A 23,303-nucleotide genomic window follows, 5' to 3' on the forward strand; every position below is an offset into this window, starting at 1 on the left:
TCCATGTCCAAAAACCCTATGGACATAACAGAATTAGGGAGGTTAAGCCACATAGCCTTCCATACAATAAGCCGCGAAGTACGCGATGGTCTTGCTTAGCACACACTTGCGAAACCATTCTAGAAATAAGCGAAGCTGACTTTTGCACATTTCTCCTTATCCCTTGACGTGCGCGGAAAGAACAAATAGCTTTAATTCAAGGCCCCTCAAAACGCTCATTTTATGAATTGTTCACGATCAATAACACGGGTTACCGGGGGCAGTTTAGGAGCAAATAAAATGTATGTCCCAATGTCTCGATCCCTGATTCCCCTCGGAATCGTAGTAATCGCAGCAGGGTTCCTCGCGTTCGGTGTTATCAACCTAACGAATTTTCTATGGGTAACGGGAACCCAGGTGACGGCATCTGCCATTCTTTTCATGGTTGCATTAGTAGGATCCAAAAATGATAAGAGGAAGCAGCACGAAGATACTTCTCGTTAGTGCGTACAGTTAACAGCACAGTGTGATCGATCGAAGCTTATTGCAGCTTTTGACGTCGCCAAGCGCCCAGCTCCCTGCCTTCTTCTTTGTAAATCCCCTCCCGCACACCTAGCCCGAAACGCCAGCAACCCCCACCTCCTCACATGGTCTCCCATGTGTTTGGAGGTGGGGGTTGTTGCGGCAGTACAGAAACTTAGGCGTTCAACGTCCTAGGAGGTGCCTAGTTGATGCGGCCGGTTTCCTTGCGGTACTGGCGGTAGTAGCGGCGGCCGAAGTGGATGGTGCCGAAAGCCAGAACAGCGATAACAACGAGGGAGATAGCACCCACGATGATGTTCGGCTGGTAGTCAGCACCGGCGACGCCCTGGGGGAACTGCCACGTGCCGAGGCCCCAGATAAGGATGCCGGCGGCCGGAAGAAGGGAAAGAATCAGGCCCATGCCGATCCAGGTGGAGGCGCGCAGCAGGGAGGAGTGCGGTGCACTGTAGGACACGGGGTCGTAACCCTCAATGTAGGAATCCTGAATCTTGCCGGAGAACTCCGGGTAGGTCTCGCTGTGGTGATCAGCAACTGCCGGGTTAAGGTCGCTCATGGCTGAAACTTTCTCTCGTTCCTGTTAATCCTGTGAATGACTATAGCTTAGTCGTCCTTGCCGCGGAAAGCAGCCCGTGCACGTTCGCGGGTAACTGCAGACACAGCGGTCAGCGGGACGCCAGCCGGGCAGACGTCGGCACACTCACCGTACAGCGAGCAGTGGCCGAAGTTCTGCTCCAGATTGTCCACCATGTTGCGGGCGCGGCGGCCACGCTCTTCCTTGCCCAGCGGCATGAGGGAAAGGTGAACCAGCTTGGCACCCGTGAACAGGTGGGCAGCGCCGTTCGGGCAGGATGCCACGCAGGCACCACAGCCGATGCAGGCGGCGTGATCCAGTGCGTACTCGGAGGTCTCATGGTTGACGTGCAGGGTATCGGCATCCGGAGCGGTACCGGCATCCATGGATACGTAGCCACCCTGCTCCATGACGTGGTCCAGCTTGGAGCGGTCCACGATCATGTCCTTGATAACCGGGTACGCGGCGGAGCGGAACGGTTCCAGCTTGATCTTGTCGCCGTCCTTGAACTGGAAGAGACGCTGCTGGCAGGCCGGGGTGTTCTGACCCGGGCCGTGCGGGCGGCCGTTAACCAGGAGGCCACAGGTACCGCAGATACCCTCACGGCAGTCGGATGCGAATGCAAACGGCTCAGCGCCGGCCTCGACGAGGCCTTCATTGACGTGGTCCAGCAGCTCCAGGATGGACATCTGCTCGGCAGCATCGGAGACCTCAACGGTCTCGAACTTGCCTTCTTGCGTCGGTCCGGCTTGACGCCAGATCTCAAGTGTCAGTTTCATTACTTGTAGTTCCTTGTCATCAGCGGGATCGAATCAAAGTACAGCGGCTCAGCGTGGCGAATGAATTCGCCCTCAGCTGCGCCTGGCTCCCATGCGGACACGAAGCACCAGTTGTCGTCGTCACGCTCGGCCTCGCCGTCTTCAGTGAGGTGGTCCTCACGGAAGTGAGCACCACAGGACTCGTCGCGGTCGAGAGCGTCGATACACATGAGCTCACCCAGGTCGATGTAGTCGGCAACGCGCAGGCCGTACTCGAGAACCTGGTTCATATCGTTAGCATCACCAGTGATGCGGACGTTAGCCCAGAAGTCCTTGCGCAGGTAGCGGATCTTATCGATGGCAACCTTGAGGTCCTCAATGTTACGAGCCACACCGCAGCCCCAGTAGAGGATGTCACCGAGCTGGCGGTGGTAGTGGGCCGGACCGTGGGGGTTCTCGCCGCGAACAGACATGAGGCGGTCGATGCGTGCCTGTGCACGAGCGATGGTCTCAGCTGCCTCAGCAGAATCCTCAGCCAGCTTCTCCTCACCAAGGTGACCGGCCAGGTAGTTCGGGATGGTGAACGGGAGGGTGAACCAGCCGTCGACAGAAGCGGACAGCAGCGAGTTAGCACCCAGGCGGTTTGCGCCGTGGTAGGTCCAGGAGCACTCACCGGCGGCGAAGAGGCCATCGATGGCGGTCATCTCGTTGAAGTCGGTCCACAGGCCACCCATGGTGAAGTGGCAGGTCGGCGCAATACGCATCGGGGTCTCGTAGGCGGACTCACCAATGGCCTCTTCGTACATTTCGATGAGGTTGGAGTAACGCTCACGGATCTTGTCCTTGCCCAGACGCTCGATAGCGTCGCGGAAGTCCAGGTACACCGAGTTGTGCAGCGGTCCAACGCCCAGCCCCTTGTTGATCTGCTGGGAGATGGCACGGGATGCCACGTCACGCGGGACGAGGTTACCGAAGGCCGGGTAGCGACGCTCCAGGAAGTAGTCACGCTCCTCTTCCGGAATCTCATTGGCAGGACGGTCATCCTTCTCCTTGATCGGAGACCAGATGCGGCCGTCGTTACGCAGCGACTCGGACATGAGGATGGTCTTGGACTGCCACTCGGAGTTGACCGGCAGGCCCGTCGGGTGGAACTGGATGAATGCCGGGGAGGCCAGGTAAGCACCGTTCTCGTAGGCACGCATCATGGCGCCAGCGTTAGAGTTCTTAGCCAGCGTGGACATGTGGTACACGTTGCCGTAACCACCGGTACCGAGGATGACTGCGTGGCCGGTGAAGGCCTTGAGCTCGCCGGTGATGAGGTTGCGGGTCACGATACCGCCAGCACGCTTCTTGCCACCGTCGTTAAAGGTGATGATGTCCTGCAGGTCGTGGTGAGCGAAGAGCTCAACGTTGCCCAGGCCAATCTGACGGTAGAGCGCCGAGGTGGTGGACAGCTGCAGCTGCTGACCCGTTTGGCCACGGGTGTAGTAGGTACGGGAGACCTGGACACCACCGAAGGAACGGGTGGCCAAGGTGCCGCCGTACTCACGAGCGAACGGAGCGCCAATAGCGTTCATGTGGTCGATGACGCGGATGGACTCAGTAGCCAGACGCCAGCAATCGGACTCGCGGCAGCGGTAGTCGCCGCCCTTCACAGTGTCCTTGGTGTGGCGGTATGCACCGTCGTTATCCACTTTCTTGTGGCGGGAGGAGTTCACACCACCCTGCGCGGCAATGGAGTGCGCACGGCGCGGAGAATCGTGGTAGGTGAATACCTTCACCTTGTAGCCCAGCTCGCCGAGTGCAGCGGCAGCGGCGCCAGCGGCAAGGCCGGTACCGACGACGATGATCTCGAACTTACGGCGGTTCAGTGGGGAGACGAGCTCCATGTGGTCCTTCTGGTAGGTCCACATGTCCTTCATCGGGACGCCATGCGGCTCGTGGGACTCCAGGATTCGGCCCGGCTTCACGCCCGGGACGATGGACTGCGGGTGCGAGAAGTCAGGGTGCTCGCGCTTCAGATCGGTGTTCGCGTTCGCATTTTGGTTAGCGTTCGCGGCAGACACGGGATTCGCGTTAGTCATGGGTTCAAAACTCCTTTAGCTGACCCAGCCCAGGGCGACGGACAACGGCATAACGATGTTCGCCAGGCACACAACGGCCGGGACGATGTACGCCAGGACGACAAAGACCTCACGCCACTTGGCACCGGTGATGCCCAGGTCAGACGCAGCGAGACGAATGCCGTGGGTAAGGTGCAGGAAGAGGCAGAGCATGGCGATGACGTAAATGATGGTCACCGGCCAGCGCGAGAAGGTAGCGATCATGTTGGCCTTGACCGCACCGTGGACGAAGGCCTCCGAGGCAACCGGCTGCACACCCATGGTCAGGTCCAGGATGTGGAACACGATGAACAGAAGCAGCACAATGCCGGTGACCAGCATGGTCTTGGTGGCAAAGGAGTCCAGTCCGCCCATGAGGTTGGTGCGCTTAAACTTGCCGCGGGCCGCGTTGGAGCGAGCGGTCAGCGCAAAAGCACCGTAGATGTGAGCAATGACGCAGGCAAGCAGCACGATGCGGATAATCCACAGCATGTGACCGTGCGGAATCAGCGGAGCGCCGAGATCACGCAGGAACGCACCATATTCGTCGAGGTGCACCGTACCGTTCTCATCCGGCAGGTACAGCTTCAGGTTGCCGGCCATGTGCCCCACCACAAACAGTGCGAAGAACAGGCCAGTGATTGCCATCGTCAGTTTCAAAGCCCAGGACGGAATTCCTGGCTTAGGACGAATCGATTCATTAGTAAGACGGCCGTGAGCGAGGGCTTCACGGTCAGGATTTTTTACAGACATGACACCTCCATAGTCGTCCTTACCTTACGCAGGCCTTCGCGCTGGCCACTACTTAAATCCACTCTTCATGCCCGCACCTACCCGCGCTGACTACACCCGTAGAAACTCCATAAGGTTAGGATCTCCTAAGTTACGGATGTGGTTACACCGCTCTACCTTGACCACTTCCCTTTACGCAATATTGTCCTTGCGTAAACATTTGCGGGGTGAGACTTTAGTCACAGCATGTGGCGCGAGTGACGACTCCACCCCTTTAGGTGTCAAACTTTCGCATGAGAGGGGTGCCGCAGATAGACGCCCGACACCCCAGCGTCACCCCCACTTCGCAGCGGAGTTAAAATGCTTCACACATTATTTGCAAAACTATTGTTACAACCGAAAGGTGATAGGTAACCTAGCTCACATGAGCAAGACATACGTAGGTTCGCGCCTTCGCCAGCTGCGCCGCGAACGCGATCTCAGCCAGGCCTCCCTTGCCGCCACGCTGGGACTTTCCGCTAGCTATGTAAATCAGATCGAGCACGACGTGCGCCCACTTACCGTGCCGGTCCTGCTTCGCATCACTGAAGTCTTTGGCGTTGACGCCACATTCTTCTCCCGCGACGATGACTCACGTCTGCTCGCAGAAATCCAGGATGTTGTTCAGGATCAAGAGATCTGCCCCTCCCCCGTTGAACTTCAGGAACTCTCTGAGTTGGTCTACAACCACCCCACTGTGGCACGCACTCTCGTGGATATTCATCGGCGCTACCGCAACATTCGCGACAAGCTCTCCCTAGCCACCGATTCCCGCCGCTCCGACGGCAGCCAAGCCCTCTCCATGCCTCACGATGAGGTTCGAGACTTTTTCTATGCTCGCCAGAATTACCTCGACGAGCTGGACAAACATGCAGAGGGCCTCGCCACAGAACTAGGCGTAGCTCCCTTCCATATCCGCGACATCGAAAAGGCACTGGGAGAAAGGCTCGTCTCCCAGCACAGCGTCGAGCTCATCACCACCGACCGCATGGACGGCACCCTTCACCGATTCGACAACAGCAGCGGTACATTCCGCCTTGCTAGCCGCCTGAGCGTGGGACAGCGCGCCTTCCGCATGGCCGCCGAATTGGGTTTCCTGGAAGCGGGCAAGCTCATCGATGAACTCGTGGATGAAGAGCCTTTCACATCAGACGCGTCCATCAACTTGGCTAAACGCGGCATCGCTAACTATTTTGCCGCTGCAACGCTTCTGCCCTATGGCCTTATCCATGGCGAATCCGAGAAGTCTGGCTATGACGTGGAATACCTCTGCAATGTGTTCGGCGTCGGCTACGAAACGGTTGCGTCGCGGCTCTCCACGCTTCAGCGCCCCAACGAGCGTGGCATCCCATTTACTTTTGTACGGGTGGACCGCGCCGGCAATATGTCCAAGCGGCAGTCCGCCACGGGCGTACACTTTTCCAATTCTGGCGGCACGTGCCCACTGTGGAATGTGTATGAGTCCTTCTCCCGCCCCAACACCATTTCGCGCCAGCTCGCACAGATGCCGGACGGCCGCAACTACCTATGGATCTCCCGTACGGTGAGCTACCCGCAAGGTCGTTTTGGAGATACCAACAAGCTTTTTGCCATCGGCCTAGGCTGCGAGGCTCGTCACGCTGACCGCACCGTGTACGCAGAGGGGCTCAACCTTGAGGATTTATCGGCGGCAACGCCCATCGGTGCCGGCTGCCGCACCTGCCCGCGGCAGAACTGCGCCCAGCGCGCATTCCCAGCAATCAATGAGGAGCTAGATATTGACGCCCACCGTTCAGCCGTTGCCCCCTATTAACCAGACAGGAGCAATTCCGCACTTCCCATGCCCGTCCACTAATTAAAATGGTAGTACTTTACACCGTAAACGAGCAAGAATTAAATAGGCTGGGGAGGACTCTCCACTAGGCTATTTTTGGGCGGTGCACGCCGACCGGCAGGAGAGCGCGACAACTTACCGGATTGACCTGCATAAACATCTATCCCCATTCACTTTATTTCAGCTCAATCACATTCTTTTAACGATTTTCACAGCGAAAACGTGTCGATCTTGACACCGTAAAGCATCTATAGTGGTGTGCGAACCGATAAACACATCCAGAAAGGATTTTAATTATGAGCAGCACCGGAAACAACGTCTTCGGTCAGGTTTGGAAACTCGTTCTCACCATCGTGAACGCGCCGTTCCAGCTGTCCTCCAACCTTTTCAAGTAAGAAGGACACGTTGAGGTGCTTCGGCACCACAGCGGCAAAACGACAAACTCCCCCTCACCTCCGATTTCTATCGGGATGAGGGGGAGTTTGTGCGTTGCTAGCGGTTCTGCCCGCGCCTCTCAGTACGGTCAGCGCCGCCTTGCCCGAGTCGAATATCCCGGCTCAGGCTAGGTCGCGCTCTGTTAGAGGTTGATCATGTGGCCGCCGATACCCTCGGCTGCTTCCTTCATAGCCTCAGACAGCGTCGGGTGCGTGTGGACGTTGCGTCCGATTTCCTCCGTAGTGAGGTCGAAGCGCTGCGCCAAAGTCAGCTCCGGCAGCAACTCAGACACGTTGGAGCCCACCATGTGGCCGCCAATGAGCTCACCGAACTCACCGTCAGCGATGAGCTTGACAAAGCCAGCGGTCTCGTTGAGACCGGCAGCCTTACCGTTCGCGGAGAACGGGAAGGTAGCGACCTTGATGTCGCGGTCAGCAAACTTCTCACGGGCCTGCTCTTCGGTGTAACCAAAGGAGGCAACCTGCGGGTTGCAGAAGGTAGCGCGCGGCATGTTCATGTAGTCACCGAGTAGCTGGGTTTCAGCGCCGGCGATAACCTCGGCGGCGACGACGCCCTGGGCCTCAGCGACGTGAGCGAGCTGCAGCTTAGCGGTGACGTCACCGATAGCGTAGATGCCGTCAACGTTGGTGCGCATGTAGTCATCGATTGCGATAGCGCCGCGTTCAGTCAGCTCAACACCGGTGTTTTCCAGGCCGAAGCCCTCGGTGCGCGGAGCGAAACCAATGGAGACCATGCAGCGATCCACGGTGAGGGTGTCGGTCTTCGAGCCGTCCTTGGACTCGACCTCAACGGTGACGTCAGAGCCGTTGTCCTTGATAGCGGTGGTCTTGTAACCGGTCAGCAGCTTGACGCCGAGCTTCTTGTATTCCTTGGCGATGGCCTTGGACACATCCTTGTCCTCGTTCGGCAGGACGCGATCCATGAACTCCACGATGGTGACGTCCACACCGTAGTTAGCCAGAACGTAGGCGAACTCCATACCGATGGCGCCGGCGCCAACGATAACCATGGAGTTCGGGGCCTCATCCTTGAGGATCTGCTCTTCGTACGACACGACATTACCGCCGATCTCCACCCCCGGCAGGGAGCGGACGACGGAACCAGTGGCGATGATGCAGTTATCGAAGGTAACGGTCTTACCCTGATCATCACCCTCGGTGATTTCGATGGTCTTGGCATCCTTGAAGGAACCGAGGCCGTTAATCTCCGTAATCTTGTTCTTCTTCATCAGGTAGTGCACGCCCTTGACGATGCCCTCAGACACCTTGCGGGAGCGCTTGTGCGCTACGCCGAAGTCGAAGGAGACATCGCCGGAGATACCGAAGGCCTTAGCCTCGTGGTTAAAGGTGTGCGCAACCTCTGCGTTCTTGAGCAGAGCCTTGGAGGGGATGCAGCCCACGTTGAGGCAAACACCGCCCCAGTACTGCTTCTCAATAACAGCAACCTTCTTGCCCAGTTGGGCAGCGCGGATGGCGGACACGTAGCCGCCGGGGCCCGCGCCGAGTACTACAACGTCAAAATGTTCATTAGTCACGCCCTACAGAATACGGAAGTTTGTGCCTGATGTCTCACCACCCCCATGGTGTGTGGGGAGGCGTCGGAAAGCGCACGCTCCCTCGCCCCAGATCGGACCGTATTCAGATCGCCACAGCCCCCACCCGCGCGAGATGTGAGTGGGGGCTAAAAACTAGCGAGGCCTTTGGGGTTTAGTACAGACCCCACTCAAGGCCGGCCTTCGAGGACGTGGAGGAACCGGAGTGGACGAACTGGCCTAGGACCTGGTTGATAGCAACGAGGATGGTGTCAAAGAAGTTCATTATTCTGCTTTCTGTTGGCGTGTAGGAACGTCTGGCGCGGCGAGATTCCGCAGCTTGGCGACGCCGCGATAACAGTCACGGTATCTAGCTCCTCTAGCGAACGAGAGGCCCGCTGCGTTACATGCGCGACAATGCGCTTGAAGATTATGACACGGTTTTCACTTCAATACCACCATTAACTCTAATAACTTGGTATGTTTAGACTCATTGCCCTTGCCTTGAGGGTGTAGATACCCCTTCCCACCTGCACCGTTACGTAGTGCGTGGGGGGATGTCCATAGCGTCTTTTAAACTTGCCCTACATTCCGCTCATCACCTAGAAAGCGAGATTCCATGAAGATTGCGCGCTCTCTCACGACGCTGGCAGCGGCTTCGGCCCTTGCCCTTGGCGCCGTGGCCACCCCTATCGCCAGCGCCTCCACCATCACCCCAGAGCAGATCCGTGGTGAGGCAACGCCCTCGACGATTTCTGAGCTCGATGTGTACGGCGAGATCGAGCAGTATCTCCCAACGGATGATGCCGGCCAGCACGTTCCTTCCCGCGCAGAGTTCGAAGACTCGATTGGGAAGAATGTTGCTTTCAAAGACGTCGATATAACCAAAATCCCCGACGAAAAGCAGTGGTTGGGCTACATTCTGAAGTACCCGGACTACCGTCAGTCCATCAAGACTCTCTACGCGTCCGCCCCGGCCATGGACCGTCAGGTGCCACTCGCTGTAATCACGCCGGATGGAACCTTTGATTCCTCGCGTCCTACCGTCTACCTGCTGAACGGTGCCGGCGGTGCAGAGCAAGGCATGGACTGGATCGTGTCCACCGCTGGCCAGGATCTTGACCCAGACAAGGAGGGAATCCAAGACCTCGACGATTACTACGGCGACCGCAACGTCAACGTCGTCATCCCGCAGGCAGGCGCGTTCTCCTACTACACCGACTGGGTTACCTCCCCGGAGCGCAGCTACCTTAAGGGCCCCCAGAAGTGGGAAACCTTCCTCACCAAGGAGCTCCCCGGACCGCTAGAAGAGCACATCAACGGTAACGGCAAGCGCGGCATCGCCGGTATGTCCATGTCCGCTACGTCGTCCCTCGTGCTGGCGCAGCACAACCCGAACTTCTACGATGCCATCGGTTCCTATTCCGGCTGTGCGGCCACCTCAACCCCGCTGCCAAATTTCTATGCGCAGTTGACGGTAAACCGCGGTGGCGGTAACACCACGCAGATGTGGGGACCACAGGGCGGCGAGTACAACCGCTACAACGATGGTCTGATTAACGCCACCAAGAACAACATGGGCAACTCTGAAATCTATGTGTCGGCCAACTCCGGGCTGGCTGGCGCAACGGACTTTGGGTCGTCCAAGATTGATCGTTTGGGTTCTGCTCGGGCCTTCAAGTCTTCTTCCACCCTCGTCATTGAGGGCGGCGTCATTGAGGCAGCGATGAACGCCTGCACGCACGACCTTGAGGCGAAGTTCAACCGCGAGGGCATCGACGCGGACTTCAACTTCCGCCAGACCGGTACCCACTCGTGGCCGGGCTGGATCGATGACATTAACTCCTCTTGGCCTACCTTCGCCCGTGCCTTCGACCTTCCGGTGGAGCCGGTAAGCGGCAACACGTCAGACAATGCGGCATCTACGCCAGCGGACAAGGACGCTGATAGCGAGGCAGATGCTGCCAACAATGCTGACGTTGAGTCCGTCGAGGATACTGGCGTTGAGCCGGACGCTAACGCCAAGGCTGACGATGCCGATAAGCAGGACATGGACAAGGCTAAAGCCGAGGCAGACCCTGCTGCCCCCGCTGACTCCTTGCCGGTCGACTCTGAAGCAGCCCCGAAGGTCGACCCCGAAATCACTGAGCAGTAAGCTCAACTCGCCATAACATTTGTCGAATAAGGATCCCCATGAAGCGTCTTAGCTCTCTTCTCGCCACCGGCGCGCTCACCGCAGCCGCGCTGGTAAGTCCCGTAGCGGGTGCCGCCACTCTTACACCGCAGGAGGTTGCGGGCAACACCGCACTGTCCACCGTGTCAGACTTGGAGCCCACCCCCGAGGTCGAGAGCCAAAAGTGGTATGGCCACTACAAGGACGATCCACGGCTGCTCAAACTGCAAGCCACCTCGCCGTCTATGAACGGCCGTGTCGTTCCGCTGGCCGTTATTCCGGCGAAAAACCCGGACCGCCCCACCATCTACCTGCTCAACGGCGCTGGCTCCGCCGAGCAAGATACAGACTGGCTCTACAACTCTGACGTCGTGGACTTTTATGCGGACAAGGACGTCAATGTCGTTATTCCGCAGTCAGGTGCGTTCTCCTACTACACCGACTGGCAGGAGGACCCGAACGGTAAGCACCTCAAGGGCCCACAGAAGTGGGAGACCTTCCTAACCAAGGAGCTTCCGGGACCACTAGAGGCCCGTCTCAACGCGAACAACAAGCGCGCCATCGCTGGCATGTCCATGTCCGCCACGTCTTCCCTGCTGCTGGCACAGCACAACCCGGGGTTCTATGACGCTGCGGGATCCTTTGCAGGTTGTGCCGCGACTGCCTACCCGCTGGAGTATGAGTTCCTGCGCGTCACCGTCAACCGTGGCGGTGCACAGCCGGAGCAAATGTGGGGCCCGATGGGATCGCCGTACAACCGCTACAACGATGCCCTCATGAACTCGGAGAAGCTGCGCGGAACTGACCTGTATATCTCTTCTGCCAGCGGCCTGGCCGGCGAGAAGGACACCCCGTCCTACTACATCAACAAGGGCTACAACCCGGCGGCAGCATTCCTTGGCTCCGCTCAGCTGCAGGTTGAGGGCGGCGTCATTGAGGCAGGCGTCAACCATTGCACCCACATGCTCAAGGCAAAGCTGGATAAGCAGAATATTCCGGCGACCTACAACTTCCGCAACGTGGGAACCCACTCCTGGCCGGGCTGGAGCGAGGATCTGGAGAAGTCCTGGCCCACGTTTGAGGCGGCCTTCACGGAGAGCGCCTAGCTTTTCGGCCTTGCAGGATAAGGGCGGTAGGATAGCGGCATTATGAAGCTGCTCTCCACCGCCCTTTCGCATATCGCCGCCGCTACGGGTTCTCCCGCACAGACCCGTGATAGTTATACGGGGGTGGATTTCAACGTCGGCTTTGAAATCACTCATTATGACTTGGACCTGACTTATCGTGTGGAGCCGAACATGCTCCACGGCGTTGCAGTACTTCACATCCGCGCACTCGAAGAGCTGGACAAGCTCACTCTCGATTTGGGCGGCGCCATGGTGGCTCGCCGCGTTACCTCAAAGAATGCTCCACGCGTGGCACGCCACCGCCTCTCCGGCGGAAAGCTGCGCCTGACCTTTGCTGAAACCATCGCAGAAGGCCAGGAGTTCGAGCTGCACATCCGTTATGGTGGCTCACCACGCCCGCTGCGCACGCCGTGGGGCGAAATCGGCTGGGAGGAAACCGAGTCCGGCTCTTTGGTTGCCAGCCAGCCCAACGGTGCACCGAGCTGGTTTCCATGTGATGATGCCCCTGGTGAAAAGGCAACCTACGATATCCGCATCACCGCGGACGACCCCTTCATTGTGATTTCTAACGGCGCACTCATCTCCCGGCGCCGCTCCGGTGGCTCGATGACGCGCTGGCACTACCGCGTTGAGAACCCTATGGCGACCTACCTTGCCACGGTGCAGGTGGGCGAGTTCATCGACATCACTCTGGGCCGCAACGTTCGAGCATGGGCCCCGGCTCACCTTAAGCAGTTGGTTCTCGATGAGTTTGCCCAGCAGCAGGAGATGCTGGACTTCTACGCCGGACTGTTTGGGGAGTATCCTTTCCCCGATTACCAGGTGGTCATCACCGATGATGAGCTGGAAATCCCCTTGGAGGCCCAAGGCCTGTCCATTTTCGGTTCCAACCACGTCAAGGGCGATCACCTCTTCGAGCGCCTCATTGCCCATGAGCTCTCCCACCAGTGGTTCGGCAACTCAGTCGGCCTGCGTGAGTGGAAGGATATCTGGCTCAACGAAGGTTTTGCGTGCTACTGCGAATGGCTGTGGCGTGAACATGCACATGGCCACCCGGCGCATGCCTCGGCACGTTCGCATTACCAGGTGCTTGCCCGCAAGAAGCAAGACATTGTCCTGAGTGACCCGGGCACGCGCGACATGTTTGATGACCGCGTGTACAAGCGCGGCGCGCTCACTGTGCATGCGCTGCGCCGTATGTTGGGGGACGAGCTCTTCTTCCTCACGATCCGTGAGTACCTTGCCTCCGCGCAGCATTCCACGGTGGTGCCGGAGGACCTCATCAGCCGGCTCCGTGCTGTGGCTGTGGATCCCTCCGCGGTGGATGCTCTTCTTGATGAGTGGCTCAATCACACAAAGCTGCCCAAGTTCCCCGCTTAATAATGTGCCCCCATGCCCTACACTTGAGCACCATGCGCAGATTGCTTGTGACCGGCGGTGCCGGCTTTATTGGGGCAAATTTCGTTCGTCTGGTGGCCCAGCAGCGGCCCGAGGTGGACATTACTGTCCTAGACAAGCTCACCTACGCGGGTAACCGCGCGAACCTGGATGGGGTTGAGGCCACTGTGGTGGTGGGGGATGTGGCGGATGAGGGGGTCGTCGATAAGCTCGTGGCCCAAGCGGATACCGTGGTGCACTTTGCCGCAGAGTCCCACAATGACAACTCGCTGCGGGATCCGTCGCCGTTCCTTCACACGAACGTGATGGGCACATTCGTGCTGCTGGAAGCGTGTCGGCGCTACGATGTACGCCTCCACCATGTCTCGACCGATGAGGTCTTCGGTGACTTGGACATTGGCGCAGACACTTACTTCACCGAAACCACGCCGTACAATCCGTCCTCGCCGTACTCCGCCACGAAGGCCGGCTCGGATCACTTGGTGCGCGCATGGGTGCGCAGTTTTGGACTGCGCGCAACAATTTCAAACTGTTCCAATAATTACGGTCCCTACCAGCACATTGAGAAGTTCATTCCGCGCCAAATCACCAATCTTCTCAGCGGCCACCGCGCCAAGCTCTACGGCACGGGCGAGCAGGTGCGCGACTGGATTCATGTGGATGACCACAACGAGGCTGTGCTGGCCATCCTGGACCGTGGGCAGGTCGGTGAGACCTATAACATCGGCGCCGATCAAGAGGACATCAATAACCGCCAGGTCATCGAGATGATTTGTGAGCTGATGGGCGCCACCGACAACGGCGAGCCGCGCTATGAGCACGTGGCGGACCGTCCCGGCCATGACCAGCGCTACGCCATGGATGCCAGCAAGCTGCGGCGTGAGCTGGGGTGGGCGCCGCGCTACACGGATCTGCGCGAGGGTCTTGCCGCGACCATCGAGTGGTACCGCACACACGAAGACTGGTGGCGCCCAGACAAGGACGCCGTGGAAGCCAACTATGCCAAGCAAGGACAGTAAATGAAGGTTCAGACAACGGCCATTGAGGGCCTGCTCATCGTGGAGCTCGATGTCCATGGCGACAACCGCGGCTGGTTCAAGGAAAACTGGCAGCGCGAGAAGATGCGCGCAGCCGGACTTCCAGATTTTTGCCCAGTGCAGAACAACGTTTCCTTCAACGCGGACAAGGGCGTCACCCGCGGCCTGCATGCAGAACCGTGGGACAAGTTTGTTTCTGTGGCCTCGGGCCGGGCCTTCGGCGCGTGGTGCGATGTGCGCGAGGGCTCGGACACCTATGGCGAGCTGGTTACCCAGGAGCTGCGCCCGGACGTCGCGGTTTTCGTGCCACGCGGCGTGGCTAACGGTTTTCAGGCGCTCGAGGCTTGTTCCTACTCTTACCTGGTCAATGACCACTGGTCCCCGGACGCGGAATACACCTGCGTAAACCTCGGTATGGTGGACTGGCCGTTGGAGCCGACGGAAATCTCCGACAAGGATAAGGAACACCCCGCGCTTGGCGACGTCTCCCCAATGCCCCCTCGCCGCATCCTCGTCACCGGTGCCAACGGACAGTTGGGCCGCGCACTGCAGAAGTTTCTCCCTCAGGCTGGCCTCGGCCCGGTGGAGTTCTGTGGGCACGAGGACTTCGATATCACCGCTCCACCCGAGCGTCCGTGGCGGCAGTATTCCGCCATCATCAACTGCGCGGCATATAACGACGTCAATGGCGCCGAGGAGGACCGCGCTGGTGCATGGGCGGTCAACGCAGCGGCACCGGCGAAGCTCGCGCTCATTGCGGCAGAGAATAACCTCACCCTGGTGCACGTCTCCAGCGACTACATCTTCGATGGCCATCATGAAACGCACTCCGAAGAGGAGCTGCCCTCCCCTCTCTCCGCTTATGGCGCTTCCAAGGCGGCGGGAGATACTGCTGCGCAGACTGCACCGCGACACTATGTGGTCCGCACCTCGTGGGTCTTCGGCGATGGTTCCAATTTCATGGCCACCATGCGCTCCCTGGCGAATAAGGGCGTCAAACCCGCGGTCATTCACGATCAGCGCGGGCGCCCCACCTTTGCTGAGGACCTGGCTAAGGGCATCATTCACCTACTCAAGACCGGCGCGGAATACGGCGTGTACAACATCTCCAATTCCGGTGATGCGGTGGGCCGCGATGAGATTGCCATGGCTGTCTTCACGGGCGTGGGCCACGACCCGGCGGATGTCACTCCGGTGAGCACCGAGCAGTACCGCGCGATTGCCGGCCCGGAGGCTCCGCGCCCGAAGGAGTCCACCTTCGACCTGTCCAAGATTGAAGCCACCGGCTTTAAACCTATGAATTGGCGGGCCGCTTTAGCCCTCTACCTGGGCCTTTACCCTGCATAACACTCAACATAACACGTAACTTCCCACGTGTTATGTTAAGTGGGAAGTTAAGTGTTATGTTCTCCAATCCCGTCACCGCACGCCAGTGCGGTGACCTCCGTTAAGCTTAAACACCATGAAGGGCATTATTCTTGCTGGCGGTTCCGGCACGCGCCTCTACCCCATTACTAAGGGCATCTCGAAGCAGCTCATGCCCATTTATGACAAGCCGATGGTGTACTACCCGCTAAGCACGCTCATCCAAGCGGGCATCCGCGAAATTCTCATCATCACCACCCCGGAAGATTCAGACGCCTTCCAACGCCTGCTGGGTGATGGCTCCCAGCTCGGCATCATGCTGCACTACGCGGTGCAACCGCGGCCAGAAGGGCTGGCACAGGCTTTCCTCATCGCGGAAGACTTCATCGGCGAGGATGACGTAGCGCTCGTCTTGGGCGACAACATCTTTGAGGGCCACGGCTTCTCCACTGCTCTTAATGAATGTCGTAATCCGGAGGGCGGGATTATCTTTGCTTATGAGGTGTCTGATCCGCAGCGCTATGGCGTCGTCGAATTCGACGATAGCGGCCAGGCGCTCTCCATTGAGGAAAAGCCAGACAATCCGAAATCGAATTATGCGGTGGTAGGCCTGTACTTCTACGACAATTCCGTGGTGGAGATTGCCAAGTCCATTACCCCGAGCACGCGCGGTGAGCTGGAAATCACCGCGGTCAACGCGGAATACCTGCGCCGCGGACAGCTGGGAGTCAAGCGCATGCAGCGCGGTGATGTGTGGTTGGATACCGGCACGGTGGATTCCATGAGCGAGGCCTCAGCCTACGTGGAGGTACTGCAAAAACGCACCGGGGCAGTCATCGGCTCCCCTGAAGTGGCTGCTTTCACACAGGGTTTCATCGATGCCCCCGCGCTTATTGAGCTAGCACAGCCGCTGCTCAAATCCGGCTACGGGAGCTACCTTCTCGCCGCTGCCCAAGAGGGCTAAAAGCCCTGTAGTGGGACATGCTCCTCCGTCTGACGCGGCGAGGTGTGAGGTTATCGCACCACCAGTGCTGTATCAACAGAGCTGATGGAGACACGGCCGTTGTAGCAGTGCTTTTATCTGTCCAGAGGTGAAAGGCGACTCATGCAGGTCGTCGTCAAGCGCTGCGTTAGCGCGCGATGAAGCCCACCTGCGTGGTTCGGTTTTTAGGGTTGCACTTTTAAAAAACACCGGACTCAGCCTCACAGTCTTAACCACGCCGCGTTAAGGTAATCGCATGCCTAATCAATCCTCCCGGCCCACCAGTGGGCCGAAGAAGTCAGTGCTCGCCACCATCAGCCCCGTAGCGTGGGGATTGTTGGTGCTCGTTGTAATTCTGGCCGTCACCATTGGCTTCCTGCTGGCAGATCGCGCGTCCTCCAACACTGAAGGGAACGCAGCTGCTGGGGAGGCATCCAGCACTGCAGTCCAGTCCCCCACCGCCAGCCAGGACCTTGCGAAAGATGCTGACAAGGCCACGCCCGGCACGAAATTTTCCGACGGTACCGGGGATCCCATGATGTTCGGACCCGGCGGAGACACCATGTCCGGTGATATCACGGTGGTGCATCGCCGCAAGGACAATGATCCCTTTGCCGTCGGCGCGGTCGACGCTCCGGTAGTCATCTCGGAGTTCTCCGATTTTGAGTGCCCGTTCTGTTCTCGTCACGCCAACGTTACTGAGCCAACACTGCAGAAATACGTGGACAAAGGCCTCGTGCGCATCGAGTGGAATGACTACCCCGTCAACGGACCCGCGGCGATTGAAGCTGCGAAGGCCGGCCGCGCCGCCGCGGCGCAAGGCAAGTTCGCAGAGTTCAAGAACGAGCTCTATTCCGCCAGCAAAGACATCGAAGGTCACCCGGAGTTTGGCATCGATGACTTCATGACATTTGCCAAGAAGGCTGGCGTGCACGACCTGAAGAAGTTCCGCCAAGAGGCCACGGATGACACCTACTCAGAGGTCATCGAAACAGCCACGAGCTACGCCTCCCAGATTGGCATCTCGGGCACCCCAGCCTTCGTGGTGGGAGATCAGTTCATCGGTGGCGCCCAACCGGCTGAGGCCTTTGACCAAGTCATCCAGGAACAGCTAGGTAAAGCGGCCAATGCCTAAGACACCACCTATCGTCTGGCTTTTCATCGCCCTTGTTATTCTGACCGCTCTGTTGGGCGGGTACGCCGTGGGGGTGAGCTTATGAGCATCGGACTTGTAGGCGCCGTCATCGCCGGTGTTCTCACACTCATTAGCCCCTGTTCAGCTCTGCTGGTCCCCGCCTTTTTTGCCTACGCTTTCACCTCGCAGCGTGAACTGCTGGCCAAGACGGTGGTGTTCTTCCTGGGGCTGTGCACCACGCTGGTGCCCATCGGCATGGGCTTGGCAGCATTCTTGGCGCAGTACCGCAATCACGTCATCGCTGTAGCGGGGTGGATCATCATTGCCCTGGGACTGTACACGGCGCTGGGCGGCGGGTTCCGAATTCCCGGCATGGCTGCCTTGTCCGGTAAAGCCCGCGGACGAGTGTTCCTGCTGGGCGCGGTTTATGGGTTTGCCGGTTTCTGCGCGGGACCGTTGTTGGGAGCTGTGTTGACCACGGCGGCGGCATCCGGATCCGCACTGTATGGCGGGCTCATCATGGTGGCCTATGCGCTCGGAATGGCCGCGCCCCTGTTCGTGCTGGCGGCGCTCTGGGAGCGCTTCGATGTCGGCTCGTGGCGTTGGCTGCGCGGGCGGGAGATAACGCTCGGCCCGGTGCGCACGAACACGCTCTCCATCGTCTCAGGAGTGTTCTTCATCCTGATTGGTGCGCTGTTCATCCTCAGCTATGGCAGCGCCACCTTGCCCGCCGCGCTGAGCACTGACGCGCAGTTCGATATCCAGGAAAAGGCACGTCAATTCAGCGCAGGCATTGCGGATGCCTGGGTATGGTTCGGCCTATCACTAGCCGCCACGGTGGCAGTGGGCATAAAAGCAGCCCGCACGCCCCTCGAGGAGCATGCGGGCTAATAACTCAAGCGCTCTTATGAGCACTTAGTAGCCGCGGGCGACGTATTCATCGATACGCGCGGCCTCCGCACCCACGGTGGTCTCATCGCCGTGGCCCGGCAGGACGCGGGTCTCCGGCGGGAGGTTGAGCACGCGGTTGCGCAGGGACTCGATGATGACATCGAAGTCGGAGTACTTGCGCCCCGTGGCACCGGGGCCACCGTTAAAGAGGGTGTCACCGGAGAGCAGCGTGTTATCGGTGGCGTCGTACAGCACAACGCAGCCCGGGGAATGGCCCGGGGTGTGGAAGACCACGAGATCCTCGCCGCCGACCTTGATGACCTGGTTATCTTCCAAGGCCGTGTAGTCAGCCTCGGCATGGGTTTCGCGCCACAGCTGTTCATCGTCCGGGTGGAGGTAGAGCGGCACGCCGTAGTGCTCAGCAATCTCCGGTGCGAGCTCGCAGTGGTCATTGTGGGCGTGGGTAAGGAGCACGCCGGTTACAGAGCGCTCCCCCACCTCGCTGTAGATGCGCTCCGCATCGTGCGCTGGGTCCACGATGTAGAGTTCCTGGCCACCGGAAACGATGTAGACGTTGTTGTCCACGTCCCACTCGCCGCCGTCAAGACGGAACTTTCCAGAGGTCTCAAACTGTTCAATCTTCATGCTTAGGTCCTTTCCGGGCGGGCTTTCAGGCTCGCGTCTTTTAGAGTTCCACGACCGAGCGCAGAACCTTGCCGGACTTCATGGTCTCGAAGGCCTCCTCGACGTCGTCCAGCGCAATGCGCTCGGAAACAAACTTGTCTAGCGGGAACTGGCCGTTCTTGGACAGGGATACGTAGGCCGGGAAGCCACGCTCCGGCAGGCAGTCGCCGTACCAGGCCGGCTTGATGGAGCCGCCACGGCCGTAGAGGTCAATAGCCGGGATGTCGACGTGGTCGGTGAGGTTCGGAACGCCCACCATGACCATGCGGCCAGCGTGGTCACGGGAGTAGAAAGCCTGGCGCCAGGTGGGCTGAATGCCAACGGCGTCGATGGTGACGTCGGCACCGAAACCATCGGTGAGCTCGCGGACGGCGTCGATGACCTGGTCTTCCGACAGGTCCTTGGCGCAGACGGTGTCGGTGGCGCCGAACTCGCGGGCGGTCTCAAGCTTCTTCTCATCGAGATCGACAGCGATGATCTTTGCGGCACCGGCCAGCTGCGCGCCGGCAATGGCTGCGGTGCCCACGCCGCCGCAGCCGAAGACAGCCACGGACTCGCCCAGCTGGATATCGCCGGTGTTCACGGCTGCACCGAGGCCCGCCATAATGCCGCAGCCGAGCAGGCCAGCAGCAGCCGGGTCAGTGTCCTCTACCTTGGTGCACTGTCCCTCATGGACCAGGGTCTTATCGCTAAAGGAACCAATACCCAGCGCCGGGGTGAGCTCGGTGCCATCCTCAAGGGTCATCTTCTTGGACGCGTTGTGGGTGTTGAAGCAGTACTTCGGCTCGCCCTTGCGGCACGCACGGCACTCGCCGCAGACGGCGCGCCAGTTGAGGATGACGAAGTCACCCTCTTCCACGTGGGTCACGGCGGAGCCGACGCGCTCGACCACACCGGCGGCCTCGTGGCCCAGCAGGAACGGGAAGGCGTCCTCGATGTCACCATCGCGGTAGGCCAGATCCGTGTGGCACACGCCGCAGGCCTGCACCTTCACCACGACATCGTGCTCACCGGGCGCCGGCACGACGATGTTGACGGTTTCCACGGGAGCGCCCTTGGAGCGGGCAATCACACCACGGACGGTCTCCGCACCTTGCTGAGAGTTGTTTTCATTTACGTTTTCATTAACGGTCATGCACCCGAGGCTACGCGAACACCACAGTGCCCGCACCTACCCCCAACGAGGATCACACTTTAGGAGCGCGCAAGAATATTCGCTACATACTCGTGGCCGCGGGAATTCACATGCAACGGAAGGTTGCCTGGGCCAGCGGAAAAGTCGACGAGTCCTGCCCACAGACGCTTGTCGGAATTTGCACACATGCCGCGGTCCCACGTCGCCGGTTTAAGATCCACAAACTCCGCGCCGGTCGCGTGCGCGAGATCCACCTGCATCCACTGAGCAACATTCTCATAGCGCTGAACCATCGGCAGAGCGGTGGCATCCGCAGGTTGCGGACCAAAGTGCAGCAGGCAATAGCGGTCGCCAGAGCCGATGGTCGGGTATCCCACAATCTGAATGCGAGCATTCGGCGCAGCAGCGCGAATCTTGTGGATGATTGGCGCGTTGGCACCGACCCACCGCGCGCGCAAGTCACGGTCCGACAGGCCGGCATTGTTATAGGTGTCATTGAATCCACTGGCATAGATCACGCGCTGCGTATCGGCGGTGAGCTTGCCGCGGCGGATAGCATCATCCACCTGCGCATTCACCTGCGGACCTTGAGACATCGATACCGCACCGGAACAAGAGAAATCCGCCACTGGCATGCCCAGCTTGGCGGCGGTGCGCTTGGCAAAGTTGTTGCCGGACGGGCAATCCAAGCTGGGGTTGCGACCCGAGGAGCCCAGGCGCGAGGACATATAAGCATCCAGCTGTGGATCAGCCAAGACGGAATCACCAAAGGAGACAAGGTTGCGCTCCGCCGCTGCAGCTTGGGGCGCTTGGGACAGGCCAACCGCCACGAGGAGGGATGCACAGACGGCCGCGAGGCGCTGGGTAGACTTCATGTGACGATGTCCTTTCGGGAAAGGGTATGTTCTAGGCCAAAACCATAATAGACTAAACTGACTGTCGAAGCTTATGTAACAATAGCAACAGCTTTAACATTTCGCTCTTTTTATAGCCTGTAACTCCCCATCCCCCTCGCGCCGATAAGAAACCTATGAACCCTTCTGATATCGCCTTCCACGCCGCCGCTCTCGCACGTTTTGTTCCCGCCCTCTTTAAAGCCGGGCTCCTTAGCTCGGCTGGCGGCCCACGCGCATTGGCCGCAACCGTGCCAGTTCTGGCACGCTACCGCTTCACCACCGCCCGCGAGGTTGAACAGGCCTACCTGACCTGCCCGGAACGCCTTGCGCTTATCGACGATGACGGGGCCCTCACCTACCGCCACCTCCGCGAGCAGTCCCAGACCTTTGCCCGCTGGCTGCTCTCGCTTGGCCTCGATGACATTCGCCTTGGCGTCATGGCCCGCAACGGCCGCGGCATCATTACCCCGCTAGCCGCCAAAGGCTACGCCGGCGCGCACATCTTCCTGTTGAATATTGGTTCTTCGCCTGAGCAGCTCGCTGGCTGCATCGAAGAGAACCGCATCAACGTCCTCGTCATCGATGATGAATTCGCCGACCGCCTCGCCCCCGCCGACGGCGAGCTACCTGACAACCTCACTGTCGTCATCGGACACGAGTCTGGTGCAGAGCGTCCCGCCGCGCTTGCCACTGTGCCCTCGCTGCGTGAGATTGTGACGGATCGGAGGGGCGTCGAGAAGCACGAGCTCCCCACCTGGCCCAACCATGGGCATATCGTGCTCATGTCCTCCGGGACCACCGGAATCCCCAAGGGAATTATGCGCCCCGAACCCACGCTGCCGGTGGTGCTGGCATCCATCGTGGACTCCATACCGTGGCGTGCGGACCAGAAGGTTCAGATGACCGCATCGATGTTCCACACTTGGGGTTGGGCCTGCCTCAACATTGCCCTGGGCCTGCGCAACACCATTGTCACCCGCCGCGTCTTCGACCCATCCGCAGCGCTCGATGACATCCAGCGCTACAGCCTCGAGGGCCTTCTCTCCTCCCCCGTCTTCTTCCGTCAGATGGTGGCTGCCGACCCAGACTCGACATATGACACCTCAAGCCTGAAGTTCATCGCCTCCGCGGGCCATGCGCTGACCCCGGAAATCGTCAAGGAAACTCACGAGCGCTTCGGCCCGATTCTCTGCAATGTCTATGGCTCCACGGAGCTAGCCCTAGCCTCAACCGCCACCATGGAAGAGGTGGCCAAGGACCCCACCATCGGCGGCAAGATCGCCTCTGGTACCAAGCTGCGCATCCTCGATGAGGAAGGTCGAGAAGTTCCCCACGGCGAGGTCGGCGAGATTTACCTGACTAACTCCACCGCGCTCATTGGCTATACCAACCCGAAGATTCCGCTCAACAAGGTCGATGGCCTCATTTCCATCGGTGACTTGGGCTATATCGACGCCGACGGTTACCTGCATGTCGTGGGCCGCGCCGATGACATGATCATCGTCGGTGGCGAGAACGTGCACCCACAGTCCGTCACCGAGGTGCTCGAGACCATGCCGGGCATCGCCGAGGTCCATGCCGGTGGTGTCAAGGACGAAACCACCTTCCAGCGCATCGCCGTGTGGGCGGTAACCACGCGCGATGCTGTGGGCAAGGCCGTGACTGCCGACGCCATCCGCACCTGGGTCCGCGATAACCTCGCCGACCACTCGGTGCCGCGTGATGTTCACTTCCTGGACAAGCTGCCGCGCAACGCCACCGGCAAGGTGGTGCCGCGCCTGCTGCGCGACACCGACTAGCCCACACTCATTCTTCTCATGACATGGCACCCACCGGGGACATAACTGCCCTCGTTGCCAAAACCTTCGCTCCTCAGCGCATGGAGCACCGCTGGTTTTGGCAACGAGGGCAGTTTTATGTCTGGGCTTTTATGTCTGGGCTGAGCCGAATCAGGTT

18 protein-coding genes are annotated in these 23,303 nt (G+C 59.5%); 10 read left to right on the top strand and 8 right to left on the bottom strand.

Going from position 1 to position 23,303, the window contains the following annotated elements; genetic code table 11:
* Positions 1-703 precede the first annotated feature (703 nt).
* Genes HMPREF3149_RS05090 through HMPREF3149_RS05105 form a run of 4 tightly spaced genes read right to left on the bottom strand, consistent with a single transcriptional unit; the run spans position 704 to position 4,706 of the window.
* On the bottom strand, positions 704-1,075 hold the full coding sequence (locus HMPREF3149_RS05090; protein ID WP_042529067.1) for a hypothetical protein: 372 nt from the start codon (positions 1,073-1,075) through the stop codon (positions 704-706).
* A 47-nt stretch (positions 1,076-1,122) separates the two neighbouring features.
* Complete coding sequence (locus HMPREF3149_RS05095; protein ID WP_070536987.1) at positions 1,123-1,872, bottom strand: succinate dehydrogenase/fumarate reductase iron-sulfur subunit; 750 nt, start codon at positions 1,870-1,872, stop codon at positions 1,123-1,125.
* Positions 1,872-3,935, bottom strand: coding sequence for a fumarate reductase/succinate dehydrogenase flavoprotein subunit (locus HMPREF3149_RS05100; RefSeq protein ID WP_070536988.1), 2,064 nt, complete (start codon positions 3,933-3,935; stop codon positions 1,872-1,874). Before HMPREF3149_RS05100 ends, HMPREF3149_RS05095 begins: the two co-directional genes overlap by 1 nt.
* 15 nt (positions 3,936-3,950) lie before the next feature.
* A complete protein-coding gene (locus tag HMPREF3149_RS05105; RefSeq protein WP_070536989.1) occupies positions 3,951-4,706 on the bottom strand; it encodes a succinate dehydrogenase cytochrome b subunit in 756 nt (251 codons plus the stop codon).
* A 403-nt stretch (positions 4,707-5,109) separates the two neighbouring features.
* Between HMPREF3149_RS05105 and ramB the strand changes: the two genes are divergently transcribed.
* On the top strand, positions 5,110-6,516 hold the full coding sequence (gene ramB, locus HMPREF3149_RS05110) for an acetate metabolism transcriptional regulator RamB (RefSeq protein WP_070536990.1): 1,407 nt from the start codon (positions 5,110-5,112) through the stop codon (positions 6,514-6,516).
* Positions 6,517-7,114: 598 nt separating this feature from the next.
* Here ramB and lpdA read toward each other — a convergent pair.
* Positions 7,115-8,527 carry a dihydrolipoyl dehydrogenase gene (gene lpdA, locus HMPREF3149_RS05115; protein WP_070536991.1) on the bottom strand — a complete coding sequence of 471 codons (1,413 nt, stop codon included), beginning with the start codon at positions 8,525-8,527 and terminating at the stop codon, positions 7,115-7,117.
* Positions 8,528-9,143: 616 nt separating this feature from the next.
* Between lpdA and HMPREF3149_RS05120 the strand changes: the two genes are divergently transcribed.
* The 8 genes from HMPREF3149_RS05120 (at position 9,144) to HMPREF3149_RS05155 (ending at position 18,632) form a co-directional block, all read left to right on the top strand.
* Positions 9,144-10,679: an alpha/beta hydrolase gene (locus HMPREF3149_RS05120; RefSeq protein ID WP_070536992.1), complete on the top strand. Its 1,536-nt coding sequence runs from the start codon at positions 9,144-9,146 to the stop codon at positions 10,677-10,679.
* Positions 10,680-10,717: 38 nt separating this feature from the next.
* Positions 10,718-11,803 (top strand): alpha/beta hydrolase, encoded by a 1,086-nt coding sequence (locus HMPREF3149_RS05125; protein ID WP_070536993.1) that lies wholly within the window; start codon positions 10,718-10,720, stop codon positions 11,801-11,803.
* A 42-nt stretch (positions 11,804-11,845) separates the two neighbouring features.
* On the top strand, positions 11,846-13,204 hold the full coding sequence (locus HMPREF3149_RS05130; protein WP_070536994.1) for a M1 family metallopeptidase: 1,359 nt from the start codon (positions 11,846-11,848) through the stop codon (positions 13,202-13,204).
* A 32-nt stretch (positions 13,205-13,236) separates the two neighbouring features.
* Positions 13,237-14,241 carry a dTDP-glucose 4,6-dehydratase gene (gene rfbB, locus HMPREF3149_RS05135; protein WP_070536995.1) on the top strand — a complete coding sequence of 335 codons (1,005 nt, stop codon included), beginning with the start codon at positions 13,237-13,239 and terminating at the stop codon, positions 14,239-14,241.
* Entirely contained in the window at positions 14,242-15,606 is a 1,365-nt protein-coding gene (locus HMPREF3149_RS05140; protein ID WP_070536996.1) for a sugar nucleotide-binding protein, read from the top strand.
* 115 nt (positions 15,607-15,721) lie between these two features.
* Positions 15,722-16,588: a glucose-1-phosphate thymidylyltransferase RfbA gene (rfbA, locus tag HMPREF3149_RS05145; protein ID WP_070536997.1), complete on the top strand. Its 867-nt coding sequence runs from the start codon at positions 15,722-15,724 to the stop codon at positions 16,586-16,588.
* Between the two features lie 274 nt (positions 16,589-16,862).
* Positions 16,863-17,741: a DsbA family protein gene (locus HMPREF3149_RS05150; protein WP_083280782.1), complete on the top strand. Its 879-nt coding sequence runs from the start codon at positions 16,863-16,865 to the stop codon at positions 17,739-17,741.
* 81 nt (positions 17,742-17,822) lie between these two features.
* Positions 17,823-18,632, top strand: coding sequence for a cytochrome c biogenesis CcdA family protein (locus HMPREF3149_RS05155; protein ID WP_070536998.1), 810 nt, complete (start codon positions 17,823-17,825; stop codon positions 18,630-18,632).
* Positions 18,633-18,656: 24 nt separating this feature from the next.
* On the opposite strand, the gene HMPREF3149_RS05160 is transcribed toward HMPREF3149_RS05155, so the two are convergent.
* The 3 genes from HMPREF3149_RS05160 to HMPREF3149_RS05170 are packed head-to-tail and all read right to left on the bottom strand — an operon-like array spanning position 18,657 to position 21,326.
* Positions 18,657-19,277, bottom strand: a complete 621-nt coding sequence (locus tag HMPREF3149_RS05160; protein ID WP_070536999.1) for an MBL fold metallo-hydrolase — start codon at positions 19,275-19,277, stop codon at positions 18,657-18,659.
* 40 nt (positions 19,278-19,317) lie between these two features.
* Entirely contained in the window at positions 19,318-20,451 is a 1,134-nt protein-coding gene (locus tag HMPREF3149_RS05165; RefSeq protein ID WP_070537000.1) for an S-(hydroxymethyl)mycothiol dehydrogenase, read from the bottom strand.
* 59 nt (positions 20,452-20,510) lie between these two features.
* Positions 20,511-21,326 (bottom strand): GDSL-type esterase/lipase family protein, encoded by an 816-nt coding sequence (locus HMPREF3149_RS05170; protein ID WP_042529039.1) that lies wholly within the window; start codon positions 21,324-21,326, stop codon positions 20,511-20,513.
* Positions 21,327-21,481: 155 nt separating this feature from the next.
* Here HMPREF3149_RS05170 and HMPREF3149_RS05175 point away from each other — a divergent pair, with 155 nt between their 5' ends.
* Positions 21,482-23,146, top strand: coding sequence for an AMP-binding protein (locus HMPREF3149_RS05175; protein WP_070537001.1), 1,665 nt, complete (start codon positions 21,482-21,484; stop codon positions 23,144-23,146).
* The last annotated feature ends 157 nt before the right edge of the window (positions 23,147-23,303 follow it).

Origin of the sequence: Corynebacterium sp. HMSC05E07 (assembly GCF_001807225.1) — a bacterium.
Taxonomy (GTDB): domain Bacteria; phylum Actinomycetota; class Actinomycetes; order Mycobacteriales; family Mycobacteriaceae; genus Corynebacterium; species Corynebacterium singulare.